The organism is Paenibacillus sp. LjRoot56, assembly GCF_964253335.1.
GTDB lineage: Bacteria > Bacillota > Bacilli > Paenibacillales > NBRC-103111 > Paenibacillus_E > Paenibacillus_E allorhizoplanae.
The window spans coordinates 13506-25969 of sequence record NZ_CAXURV020000002.1; the positions used below are offsets into that span (position 1 = coordinate 13506).

9 protein-coding genes are annotated in these 12464 nt (G+C 41.0%); 7 read left to right on the plus strand and 2 right to left on the minus strand.

The features are described 5' to 3' along the window. The first annotated feature begins 92 nt into the window (after window positions 1-92). The 3 genes from ACSQ8O_RS13180 (at window position 93) to ACSQ8O_RS13190 (ending at window position 3545) form a co-directional block, all read left to right on the plus strand. Window positions 93-2924 carry an NPCBM/NEW2 domain-containing protein gene (locus tag ACSQ8O_RS13180; RefSeq protein WP_436242017.1) on the plus strand — a complete coding sequence of 944 codons (2832 nt, stop codon included), beginning with the start codon at window positions 93-95 and terminating at the stop codon, window positions 2922-2924. A 181-nt stretch (window positions 2925-3105) separates the two neighbouring features. Further along, complete coding sequence (locus ACSQ8O_RS13185; RefSeq protein WP_436242018.1) at window positions 3106-3216, plus strand: S-layer homology domain-containing protein; 111 nt, start codon at window positions 3106-3108, stop codon at window positions 3214-3216. A 125-nt stretch (window positions 3217-3341) separates the two neighbouring features. After that, window positions 3342-3545 (plus strand): hypothetical protein, encoded by a 204-nt coding sequence (locus ACSQ8O_RS13190; protein ID WP_436242019.1) that lies wholly within the window; start codon window positions 3342-3344, stop codon window positions 3543-3545. A 288-nt stretch (window positions 3546-3833) separates the two neighbouring features. Here ACSQ8O_RS13190 and ACSQ8O_RS13195 read toward each other — a convergent pair whose 3' ends face one another. Both ACSQ8O_RS13195 and ACSQ8O_RS13200 read right to left on the minus strand, forming a co-directional pair. Further along, window positions 3834-4598: a response regulator transcription factor gene (locus ACSQ8O_RS13195; protein ID WP_436242020.1), complete on the minus strand. Its 765-nt coding sequence runs from the start codon at window positions 4596-4598 to the stop codon at window positions 3834-3836. A gap of 14 nt (window positions 4599-4612) precedes the next feature. Further along, window positions 4613-6304, minus strand: coding sequence for a sensor histidine kinase (locus ACSQ8O_RS13200; RefSeq protein ID WP_436242021.1), 1692 nt, complete (start codon window positions 6302-6304; stop codon window positions 4613-4615). 294 nt (window positions 6305-6598) lie between these two features. Here ACSQ8O_RS13200 and ACSQ8O_RS13205 point away from each other — a divergent pair, with 294 nt between their 5' ends. The 4 genes from ACSQ8O_RS13205 (at window position 6599) to ACSQ8O_RS13220 (ending at window position 12220) form a co-directional block, all read left to right on the plus strand. After that, window positions 6599-7951, plus strand: a complete 1353-nt coding sequence (locus ACSQ8O_RS13205) for an ABC transporter substrate-binding protein (RefSeq protein ID WP_436242022.1) — start codon at window positions 6599-6601, stop codon at window positions 7949-7951. Between the two features lie 94 nt (window positions 7952-8045). Continuing rightward, window positions 8046-8921 (plus strand): carbohydrate ABC transporter permease, encoded by an 876-nt coding sequence (locus ACSQ8O_RS13210; RefSeq protein WP_436242023.1) that lies wholly within the window; start codon window positions 8046-8048, stop codon window positions 8919-8921. Next, window positions 8918-9739: a carbohydrate ABC transporter permease gene (locus ACSQ8O_RS13215; RefSeq protein ID WP_436242024.1), complete on the plus strand. Its 822-nt coding sequence runs from the start codon at window positions 8918-8920 to the stop codon at window positions 9737-9739. The genes ACSQ8O_RS13210 and ACSQ8O_RS13215 overlap by 4 nt, the downstream gene beginning before the upstream one ends. 30 nt (window positions 9740-9769) lie before the next feature. Beyond that, the gene (locus ACSQ8O_RS13220) at window positions 9770-12220 is read left to right on the plus strand and encodes a TIM-barrel domain-containing protein (protein WP_436242025.1); all 2451 of its coding nucleotides are present in this window, start codon (window positions 9770-9772) and stop codon (window positions 12218-12220) included. The last annotated feature ends 244 nt before the right edge of the window (window positions 12221-12464 follow it).

Below are 12464 nucleotides of genomic sequence, written 5' to 3' on the forward strand. Positions count from 1 at the left end.
TGTTGTAGATACTTCATATTTTGAAAGCGCAAACAGTTTGGTAGCAAGGTATAATCTTAATTTATCTAAATACAATGGAGGTTGAAAAAAATATGAGAAAAGCTTGTATGATTGCCACTCTTTTAGTAATGGTCAGCATGTATTTCTTTATTCCAAGTATTCCAGCAGAAGCTTCAGAGAACGGTCTTGCTAAGACACCACCTATGGGATGGAACACCTGGAACAAGTTTGGTTGCAATGTTAGTGAAAGCTTGGTTAAAGAAATGACCGACGCCATGGTTTCAAGTGGTATGAAGGATGCCGGATATCAATATGTGAATATCGACGATTGTTGGCAAACTTCTAGAGATACAACAACTGGAAAAATTGTGGTTGATCCAGTTCGGTTTCCGAGTGGAATGAAAGCTCTTGCTGATTATGTTCACTCGAAAGGATTAAAACTTGGTGTGTATACGGATGTTGGTTATAAGACTTGTGCAGGGCGTCCGGGCAGTCGAGGTTACTATGACATAGATGCGCAAACGTATGTGCAATGGGGTGTTGACTATGTCAAAGTGGATTGGTGTTATGTTGATCCAGATGCAAAATTATTAAACTCCGGTCCGAAACCTAATGCGGCAACTTGGTATGGTGAATTCGGGGAAGCACTAAAGAATGCCGGAGGAGGAATTGTTTATAGTATTTGCAACTGGGGTGAGCAATCACCATGGGTGTGGGGACCGCAAGTCGGCAATTTGTGGCGCACTGGCCAAGATATTGGGGATGCATGGGAAAAAGGTACAAATTGGTACAATGGAATAATTAATGCTTATGATACATCTGTTACTCATAATGCCAACGCAGGACCTGGCGGCTGGAATGACCCGGATATGCTTGAAATAGGTAATGGCGGTGCAACTACTATAGAATACAGTTCACAGTTTAGCTTGTGGAGTATGTTGGCGGCACCGCTAATTGCCGGGAATGATCTCAGAACCATGTCACAAGCTACCAAAGATATTTTAATGAATAAAGAAGTAATTGCTGTAAATCAGGACCTTCTTGGCGTTCAAGCTACAAAAATTAGTGACAATGGAGATATCGAAGTGCTTGTGAAACCGCTTGCGAATGGTGACAAAGCAGTTGCATTGTTAAATAGAGGAGCACAGGCAACGAAAATTAGTGTAACGGCTGCGGATGTAGGACTTCCAGTTTCAGAAGGATACCTAGTTAGAGACTTGTGGCTGCATCAGAGCAAGGGATCTTTTGGAACAATCAGCGCTGATGTTCCTTCTCACGGTACTGCAATGTTCAGAGTATCTGCGGCAGCATTAGCTGATTTGCCTGCTTCACTGTATATTCAACCTGCGGCTTCCAATGCTAATTTGGAGACTGGTAAAACTGTTCAATATTCAACCACTATTTACAATAGCGGTGTCAAGGATATTCAAAACGCATCTGTAAGTGCACAAGTTCCTAATGGTTGGACAGTAGTGCCAACATCCGCCAACAGTTTTAATAACATTGCAATCGGACAAACGGTAACAGCTAGCTGGAATATTACTGCTCCTTCTTCTTCAGTAGGGTCACAAGATATTGGTATCACATTGAACTACTTAGATGGGACTATTACAAAGCAGCAGCAAGAAAGTTTAAAAGTTGTCGTTAATTTATCCGAAGGTAGTGCGTATTTAAGCGACTTAGCGTGGGCCTCTTCAACAAATGGATGGGGACCGGTAGAGAAGAATATGTCGGTTGGAAACAATGGTACAAATGACGGAAAAATCATAACCCTTAATGGTGTCCAATATAACAAAGGCTTGGGAACAAATTCACGAAGTGAAATCACTTACAATATAAACAGTAAATATGAAACTTTTATTTCTGATGTAGGAATTGATGATGACGTTAACCAGGGTAGTGTTACGTTTCAGGTGTATGGAGATGGGGTAAAGCTGTGGGAAAGCGGACTCATGACAGCAACTAGCTCTACTGCAACAGCGAATGTAAATATAAAAGGAGTCCAGATTCTCAAACTGGTCGTAACCGATGGTGGAGATGGGAACGCATATGACCATGGTGATTGGGCAGGTGCCAGAGTGATTGTAGTGAAAGTACCCGCTGCTGCACTTTCAGCAGACAGCAGTGTGCAGCCCGGAAGCAGCTTTACAGTGGGAGTTAGCCTGGACAACGTGACACAAAGTGTTTACGCCCAGGACATCACCTTAACTTATGATTCCAATGTATTTGAATATGTGAGTGCGGCGGGTGCAAACAACAACATCCAGATCGTGACAGTGGACAAAGCCACTGCTGGGAAAGTTAGACTCATTACCGCCAATACTGGAGGGGGGATATCTGGAGCCAGTACGCCGGTTCTGAATCTAACCTTCAAGGTAAAGGCCGGTGTTCAGAGTACCAGTGGAACGATTGCAGCTACCGAGGCAAAGCTTGGTGTGGCCCCAGAGGGAACCGTGATTCAAGCGCAGCTTGGCAGTAAGAGCATTTCAGTAGGCAGTATTGGAGTGGTTGTAGATAAGACCGCTTTGACAACAGCCATTACGAGTGCACAGAGCCTATATGGTTCAGCGGTCGTTGGTACAGCGGCGGGTCAATACCCGCAGGCAGCCAAGGATGCGTTCGGTGCAGCCCTTAATGCAGCCAATGCTGTAAAAGACAACCAAAGTGCGACACAGTCCCAGGTTGATAATAGCGTAACAGCACTGGGCAGTGCAGTTGATGCCTTCAAAGCAGCAGTTATAAAGTCTGCAGATCTCAACAAGGATGGAAACATCAATGTTGGTGACCTTGCGATGGTTGCTTACTATTACGGTAAGAATTCCACCAGCACAGACTGGGCGGCAGCTAAGATTGCAGATATGAATAACGATAATAAGATCGATATTAGTGATCTTGCGGATGTGGCATCCAAGATACTCCAATAAAAACTGAATGTTAGTTATGCCCTATCCCGATAGAAATCCTCATAGGGATAGGGCATACTTGTATTTGTTGGTTTTTCTTAGAATCTACGAAGTCATTCATAGAAATCTTCACTTTTCGAATAAGAAATTACATTCTGAAATGATTACGTTTAAGTTAAACTGTAAACAGTAATTATCACAGATGATCATTCGTGGGATTGGCAAAGACCTATTTAATCCCGACGCAGATATTACTCGTGCCGAGGTTGCTAAGTTGGTACAAAAGTTGTTACGGATATCTGATTTACTATAATGATCACATAAACTAATATTGCGAATATTGTGCCCTATCCCTTAAACATTGCTTTCGAGCAAGGGGGAGGGCACATAATTGCACTAAGATGAAAGTGCTTACTTTATTATGGGAGGGATTTATCTATGTTGGAAATGGATAATATCAAAAAAAAGCATCAATACACCGTATCAGTCAGAGTTGATAATAGTAACGCGAAAGGGCTTCTTCTCAAGATGAAGGAAAAGCTGATAAGTGAAAACGAGCTCTCCTCGGAAAACGGGCTCTCTTTTACTGCGTATGCTTGCATACAAGAGAATATCCTTGTAGTCGCCGCCGATCAGATATAGGCGTTCAACGGCTGAAGTCGCAACGATTTGATCGATTAACAGAGAAGTAAATCACTAAAAGTCATCTTTGTAAATAAAACTGCAATGATGATTTTTTTTAGCGTTTTCTTAAGTCGTATGTTTAATTATACGAAGAAGGCCATAGATGATCCACCGGCTGCAACCATTTTTCCGTTCAGTTCTCCCTGTACCTGATGCTATTCAGTAATAGTAAAGCGACGCGGAGGAGCTTCCGAACTTTATGCTACGGCATAATGCTGTAATGAACGAAGCGCACGAAGATGGTAATCACTCAAACAAATTCCGATACTCCGTTGGGGTTCTTTCTGCAACTTGTTTAAAAATTCTACTGAAATAATAAGGATCTGGATAGCCTACACGCTGAGAGATTTCTCTGATAGTGAGATTCTTTTCCTTTGTAAGCAAATATTTGGCGTGATTGATTCGCACTGTTGTCAAGTATTTAGAAGGTGGTCCCCCTGAATGTTTGATGAAAATTTTACTAAGATAAGAAGGATGAAAATTAAAGTGCCTGGAGATCGATTCCAGTGTAATTTCTTCATAAAAGTTTTCTTTTAAATATAGTTGAACCATCTGCACGATTTCTTCAGGTGCACGCATATTTTTCTCGGTGGAAGGCAGTGACTTAGGTAACTGCCTTTTGTTTTCAATCGACATCTTGATCTTGATTAGGACTTGTTCCAAATCGCTAGTTATGATCGGTTTCAACAAATATTCGTTTACGTTGAATTTAATAGCTTGACGCGCATAATCGAAATTGTTGTAACCACTGATGATTACCTTTTCGATATGGGGAAATTGAAGTGAGACTTGCTTTAAGAGCTCTAATCCATCAATGGCAGGCATTTGAATATCCGTAAATAAAACATCGACGGTATTATTTGCAAGCACCTTCAGCGCGGACAAACCGTCTTGAGCAGTACCAATGATGACAAAGGAAGTATCTAGAGATTGAATTTTCTTAACGATATTATTCAAAATCAGTTCTTCATCCTCAACGACTACAACGCGAATCTGTGTTGTATGCTCCACTTCGACTCACCCCTTCAACATTTTCCTCCAACGATAACCTTTGCCCCGCCATCTGGTAGGTTACTGATTTGCATGCACAAATCAGTACTGTAAGAAATTTTCAACCTGAGATAAATATTCAGTAGACCCATACCATCAAGCTGCAGGCCAGGAATAATACCGGTTTGTTCAATTTCCTGAATCCTATTCGTAAATTCACCGATGGCACTCTGATCAAATCCAGGTCCGTTATCGGTAACTTCTACGAACCAGTGGTCGTTCTCCTGATACCCTCTCACCTTAATTGTCCATGGAGGCAACAGTTTGGATGAGTACTTCAGTGAATTCTCAACAAGTGGTTGAATAATTAATCTTGGAACTGCAATATTTTTCATATTATCTGCCATTTCAAATGTATACAGAACGTTTTGTTTATGTCTGATTTTAATGCATTCCAGATACTTTTCGGTATAGGCTAGTTCAGTTTCTAAAGGAACAAGAGATGAATTATCAGCGGATATGTATCTTAACATCATGGATAAATTCTCAATCATGATTACAATTTGCTCGTTCATATTTTCTTCGGCCATGATGGAAATCGTAGTTAATGTATTGTATAAAAAATGAGGATTCATCTGCGATTGAAGCGCTAACATTTTGGCTTGAAGTTCCTGTAACTGGGACATTAACAATTGGTCCATGGATTCTTTCAGTCGTTCACTCATCTTGTTAAAAGCGAACTGCAAGCGATCAAGCTCGTTTAAACCGCTGTTTAGTTCCAAATGTGTATGAGAGGTGATACCTACTAAATTTGTGGATTTCATAGTGGCATGCATTCTTGCTATGGGCTTTGTGATTCGTTTAGCTGCAAGGTAAGAAAGCGAAATAGCAAGTAGTAGAATGGCGAAACTAACCATGGCGATTTTCTTGGTAAAATCATTTAAGGGGCCTAATAATTGCTGTTCGGAGACAATGAGAGCAATGTTCCAACCTGTGTACTCGGAATGGGCGATACTATAAATTTCTTTCTCATTTGTGATAGAGTTACGGATGTTACTGATAGCTGAATGGGAATTGGTTTGCAGAAGGGTAAAGTAAGAAATTAGTTCCTTAGCTTTGGGGTCAATGGGATATATAATGTCCCCAATATCATTATATACAATAACCTTTTGCCCGTAGTTGTGCTTCATGTAATCATTAATGTTGGTAAATAATTTGTCTGCATCTTGCTTGACTTCTACGATACCTTCTGGGGTATTATTAGCATCAAAAAACAACCGAACCAGTGAGATGGAATACGCATCCTTGGAGGATAGGAATAGTGAAAGCTCATCATCCTTCTCCGGAATTGTGATGTATTTGCCGTTGGTATTTGCGAGCACCTCTTCATACCAAAGTTTATTAGGCAAGTTTACTTTCGTTCTCCGGTTGTCGATGCCGGATCCAAACATGTTTCCTCCTAAATCATATAAATTAATTTGATTAACGGGGAGAGCAGGTCCATTTGCTGCAACTAAAATGTCTGCTAGATCTTTATTGTTATTGATCGAGTCGCCAGATCCCTCAGTGAATTTGAGGAATCTATCTTTCACTAGATTGGAATACAAGATATTTAAGGATACAGAGTCAATTCTTCTTATTTCTAGGTCTAATTTGTCCTGCATGGATTGTGAGAGATTATCAAGAGATTCAACAGCCTTTTTCTTTAATAAATCGGATGACCACATATAAAAAGGTACAACCACTAGCGATAATACCACTATGATAATTAAGGAATAGGTCTGAAAAAGAACGAATCGAATGGTACGTTTGTGAATGACCATAGTCTCCTACTGAATACAGGAATAAGATTTTTTATGTTTAGTTTGCGGTGTTTATAGGGAATTGTCAAAAGAAATTTAACGGAGGTAAAGAATGTCCAGTTATAAAGTACTGTAAATCCATGGATGATAGAAATGAATTGCAATTATAATGAAAGCGTAAACATTATCAACGACAAGTGAAAAGGGGAAACGAGACCAATGAAAAAAACATGTACGGTGATTGTGTCGATTGGGATTATGGCGTCTATGTTAGCAGGATGCGGAAGTAAAGCGGAGACCGTAACACCAGCAGCTTCAAGCGGTGCTACCAATAGTGCGAAATCAACAGAAATGCCAAAAGAAAAAGTTACACTGACATACATGGCTAGCCAAGACTGGATAAAGGATTCCGAAATGCAGCTCGCAAAGAAGTTTGAGGCGGAGACAGGCATTCATATTGATTACCAAATCGTTCCATCAGATCAGTACCAGAATATTTTGAAGACGAAACTCAATGCGAAGGAAGCACCGGATATTTTCGGTGGACAGGACGGACAGCTTGATTTGAACAATTTGTACGGTGTCGAAAAAAATGCGGTTGATTTAAGCGGTGAAGAATGGGTAAAACGAGAAGACCCTCTTTTTGTAGAACAAGGATCCTTTAATAAAAAGGTGTATGCACTGACCATTTGGGATCCAAGTTATGACTGGGTTATCGTATATAACAAGAAAATATATGAAAAGCTAAACATCAAAGTACCGACTACTTATGCTGATTTTAAAGCGGTATCAGAGAAGATCAAGTCTGCAGGCACGACGCCTATTTATGAACCCGTGTCGGATGGCTGGCATCATGTGCTTTGGTTTCCTGAGCTTGGTCCTAAATTCGAAGAAGCAAATCCTGGATTAACGGATAAGCTAAATAGTAATAAGGAGCAATTCGCGAACGTACCGATTATGGAGCAGGCACTTACGCAACTCAATGAACTTGCGAAGTCGGGTTACATGGGAGATAACTATTTTTCAAATACGTACGCTGATACAGAAAAGAACATGGCAAGCGGCAAATATGCGATGACGGTGTATAATCTTGGGCTGCCGGCGCAAATCGAAAAAGCGTTCCCAGAGGTTAAAGCGGATACATTTGGCTATTTCTTGATGCCGCTTGCGGACAATCAGATATTAAATGTGAATCCTGCTGCGCCAAGTAAATTTATTTATTCAGGATCCAAACATATTGATTTGGCAAAGAAATATTTTCAGTATTTGACGAAGCCAGAAAACTTGCAATTCTTTTTGGATAACGAACCGAAGTTCTTAGCTTTGAATTTCAAAGATATTAAGAACCGTTACACACCTGATCAAAAGGCATTCTTCGATATGTATGGCAAAAAACAAGGCACCGTGTATCAAACATCCATTAGTTACCTAAATCCGCAATGGATGGATATCGGGAAAGACATTTCAGCGATGTTTACAGGGAAAATGCAGCCTAAGGATATTTTGAAAAGCATCGACAAAAGAAGAAGCGATGCCGCAAAAGCAGCCAAAGACCCTGCTTGGGCGCAATAATTTGATAAAGGTATAAATCAGAACAGCCCAGTGGATAGGATAATACCTCTTGCTGGGTTGTTACTGAAGATAATATGGAGCGGAGAGTCCTACAATGAACAAAAGCATATATCCCTTTTATTTTTCAATTGGCGCATTGGTCCTGTATCTGCTGTTTTTTGTAATTCCAGGTTTTATGGGAATTTACTACTCGTTTACAGACTGGAACAGTTATAGCGAAGGAATTGAATTCATTGGACTTGATAATTTTCGAACGATCTTCTCAGGGAATGAGAAATACGTATCCTATTTGAATCATACAGTTACGTTCACGATAACAACGGCCATACTGAAAACGGCAATCGGGCTCTTCCTTGCTCTAATTTTAAATCATGGCATTAAAAGTAAAAACTTTCATCGTGTTGTTATCTTTATGCCAGTTATCGTTCCTACTTTAATTGTAGGATTAATTTTTAAATCCGTACTGCATCCGGAAGTTGGCTTACTGAATGAGTTTTTAAGATCCATCGGTTTTGGAGCTTTGGCAAAAAGTTGGCTGACGGATATCCATTTGGCATTCAAATCCATTATTGCTGTAGATACCTGGAAAGGAGTCGGTTATATCATGGTCATTCTACTGGCTGGCCTTCAAGCCATTCCGGATATGTACTATGAGGCTGCGGAAATGGATGGAAGCAATTTTTGGAATAAATTCAAGCATATTATTATGCCACTATTGATGCCAGCGCTTACGGTTACGACGGTTCTTAATTTCATATATGGATTCAAAGTATTTGATATTGTGTACGCGCTTACGAATGGTGGACCGGGATACGAAACAGAAGTACTGTATACTGGCGTGTTTAAGGAATTTTCCCTCGGTCGTTATGGTGTAGGTACTGCTTTGTCTACAGTCATGTTTCTCGTTATGATCGTGATTGGCTTTTTTGCAGTCAAATGGATGAGCAAAGAAGATGAGGTGGGCAAATGAAGCTGAACATGGTGAAGAATGCTTTGAAAAATATGGCTGCCTGGATCGTGAGCATGATCACGCTAGCTCCACTCCTGTTAATAGTGATTAATTCGTTAAAGGATAAAACGCAGGCTAGCTCAATGGGTTTTGATTTGCCCAAAAAGCTACATTTCGAAAACTTCCTGGTCGTTATGGAAAAAGGGAAATTACTTCGTTCTCTCTTGAATAGTGTGTTGTATACCGGAGTTTCTACGATTTTATGCGTATTATTAGCTGCAATGGCAGCCTATATTTATGCTAGAAACCGTTCTAGATGGAATCGTTTTTTTTACTATTTCTTAATTCTAGGCATTGCCATACCCATCAATTATTTTACATTAACCAAGGTAATGCAAATGACTCATTTGATGAATACGCAAATCGGAATTATTATTTTGTACGCAGTCGTGCAAATTCCATTCAGTGTATTTATTTTATATGGATTTGTGGGAACCGTTCCCAAAGAACTCGACGAATCCGGTATTATTGATGGTTGCGGCCCACTAAAGCTATTCTTCTCCATCATATTTCCATTATTAATGCCTGCTGTAGTGACAACATTTATTCTGGCTTTCATTAATTCATGGAATGAATTCTTACTTCCTCTTTATTTTTTAAACAATGCCAAACAGTGGCCTATGACGTTATCCGTCTATAATTTCTTTGGTCAATATCAAATGGACTGGAATCTAGTTAGTGCTGATATTGTACTGACCTGTCTGCCCGCTATTATTTTGTATTTATTAGGTCAGCGATACATTATTTCAGGTATGACATCTGGCTCGGTAAAAGGATAAGGAATACACATTTCTGTGACAAGGAGAATTATGATGCAAATCATTCGACATATTGTGCAGACAGATCGTCTGCTATTAGAAACGACAAGCGGAAGAATCATGCTCGTGCCTTATTCCAACAAGATCATTAGGATTCGATATACATTGGATGCTGAATTTAGTACCCAAGAAAGTCTAATGATTACAGGCTTGCCTGATCCGAAGATTGCCTTCACTGTAGAAGATCGGGATTGCCATTTATTAGTTTCAACGGCTGATCTGACAATCCGTATCTTAAAGAAGACGGGGGCTTTTACATATCTGGATGCGTCAGGAGCTGTATTAACCAAAGAGCCAGATCGTAGAGGCAAAACGCTTGTACCCATGGATGTTACGAAATCCGTGTTTGATGAATCCGCCAATATCGAAGCAGGACAAGGAGCAGATGGCCTGCGTGTCCGAGCCGACAACGTGAGAAAAGTGATAGATAGAAAAGCATTTCATACAAAGCTTGAGTTTGAATGGATGGAAGATGAGGCTTTATACGGCTTAGGCTCGCATGAAGAAGGCGTAATGAATTTGCGGGGAACGCATCAATACTTGTACCAACAAAACATGAAGGCGGTTGTTCCCGTCCTTGTATCTACGCGTGGATATGGCATTGTAGTGGACAGTTATTCCATGATGACGTTTCGAGACGATGCTTTTGGTTCCTATTTATGGACGGAAGTAGACGATGAATTGGATTATTATTTCATTCATGGTCCGGAGATGGACGGGATTGTGCATGGGATCCGGCAATTAACTGGAAAAGCACCGATGCTGCCTAAGTGGTCGTTCGGTTATTTGCAGTCCAAAGAACGGTATGCGTCACAAGAAGAATTGATAGCCGTTGTTCGTGAGTATCGTGAACGAGGGCTCCCGCTTGATTGCATTGTACTGGATTGGAAGTCGTGGACAGGGGAACTCTGGGGTCAGAAAACGCTCGATCCTGAGCGTTTTCCATATCCGAAAGCTATGGTGGAAGAGCTTCACGGGATGAATGCACGATTGATGGTTTCTATCTGGCCCATTATGAATCCACAGAGCGATAACAATAAGGAAATGAATGAAAATGGTTGCTTGCTGGGAAATCAGGCAACGTATGACGCTTTCCAGGAAAAAGGAAGACAATTGTACTGGAAGCAGGCAAACGAGGGTCTGTTTGTACATGGCGTTGATGCTTGGTGGTGTGATTGCACAGAACCTTTCGAAGCAGATTGGCATGGCTCTATCAAGCTTGAACCGGAACAACGGATGCAGATTAACACAGAAGAAGCGAAGTTATATCTTGATCCGGAGTTCATTAATGCTTATTCCTTGCTACACTCCAAAGGCATTTATGAAGGACAACGCCGCACCACGGAGAGCAAACGCGTTGTAAACCTGACACGTTCAGCTTATGCAGGGCAGCATCGTTATGGAACAGTAACATGGTCGGGGGACATTGCGGCAAATTGGGAAACGCTGCGGAAGCAAATCCCAGCTGGATTGAATTTTTGCGCAACAGGATCGCCATATTGGACGGTAGATATCGGAGCTTTCTTTGTCCAAAACAAACCTGATCTATGGTTTTGGAATGGCGATTACGACACAGGCATCCAGGATATGGGGTACCGGGAATTGTATGCTCGCTGGTTTCAGTACGGTTCGTTTCTTCCTATGTTTCGTTCTCATGGAACGGATACCCCTAGGGAGGTATGGCGATTTGGTGAGCCCGGTGAGCCTGTATATGAGGCCATTGTTAAATTCCTCCATCTTCGATATGAATTAATGCCATACATTTACTCCGTATCTGCCCACGTTCATCACGATGATTATACGTTCATGCGAGCGTTATCATTTGATTTCAGGCATGATTCGAACACATATAACATTGGGGATCAGTTTATGTTTGGTCCTGCTTTTTTAGTAAATCCAATCACTGAGCCTATGTACTACACTAGTAATTCTGACGTGCTAGAAGGTGTGAAGAAAACCAGAGATGTGTATTTGCCAACAGGAACGGCGTGGTACGATTTCTGGACCAGTCGCATCTTTGATGGTGGGCAAATGATAGAAGCTGAGGCTCCTCTTGACCGTATACCGCTATATGTGAAGGCTGGATCGATCGTGCCTATGGGCGGAAGTATTCAGTTTGCTGAACAACGTACGGATGATAATAGACACATTCGTGTCTACACGGGGCAGCACGGCACATTCGATTACTATGAAGACGAAGGCGACAATTATAACTATGAAAAGGGTGCTTACGCGCTAATTCCTATGGTGTGGGATGAGGAGAACCGAACTTTCATTATCAAAGAGCGGGAAGGCACTTATCTCGGGATGAGCATAAATCAGTCATTTAATCTAACATTTTATGGTGTTAATGATGGTGATGGATCTCTCAAGGAGGCAGAGAAGAAAACGCAAATTCACTACACAGGAAACTACATAGAGATCACGCTAAAAGACTTGTAAGGGGAGATAGCCAAGATATAGCTTGAGTACGTTACCAAATGGTACTTGAGCTTTTCCTTGTCTTACCTTGGCATTCTTATACGATGTCCAATCAATGTTCCTACAAAATTCCTTCTGTCCGTATGATTGTCTCTGTACGAAAGAGTCGTGAAAAACTACAATGAACTCAGAAATGATATCGCTTACATAACACTGTTAAGTTCGGAATGGAAGGGGGTGATTCGAACAAAACTCCTACTGTCGT

Bases quoted from the DNA above. Each gene is read 5' to 3' on its own strand.
- ACSQ8O_RS13215 (WP_436242024.1), top strand. From the start codon at position 8,918: ATGAAGCTGAACATGGTGAAGAATGCTTTGAAAAATATGGCTGCCTGG.
- ACSQ8O_RS13220 (WP_436242025.1), top strand. From the start codon at position 9,770: ATGATGCAAATCATTCGACATATTGTGCAGACAGATCGTCTGCTATTA.
- ACSQ8O_RS13210 (WP_436242023.1), top strand. From the start codon at position 8,046: ATGAACAAAAGCATATATCCCTTTTATTTTTCAATTGGCGCATTGGTC.
- ACSQ8O_RS13180 (WP_436242017.1), top strand. From the start codon at position 93: ATGAGAAAAGCTTGTATGATTGCCACTCTTTTAGTAATGGTCAGCATG.
- ACSQ8O_RS13200 (WP_436242021.1), bottom strand. From the start codon at position 6,304: ATGTGGTCATCCGATTTATTAAAGAAAAAGGCTGTTGAATCTCTTGAT.
- ACSQ8O_RS13205 (WP_436242022.1), top strand. From the start codon at position 6,599: ATGAAAAAAACATGTACGGTGATTGTGTCGATTGGGATTATGGCGTCT.
- ACSQ8O_RS13185 (WP_436242018.1), top strand. From the start codon at position 3,106: ATGATCATTCGTGGGATTGGCAAAGACCTATTTAATCCCGACGCAGAT.
- ACSQ8O_RS13190 (WP_436242019.1), top strand. From the start codon at position 3,342: ATGTTGGAAATGGATAATATCAAAAAAAAGCATCAATACACCGTATCA.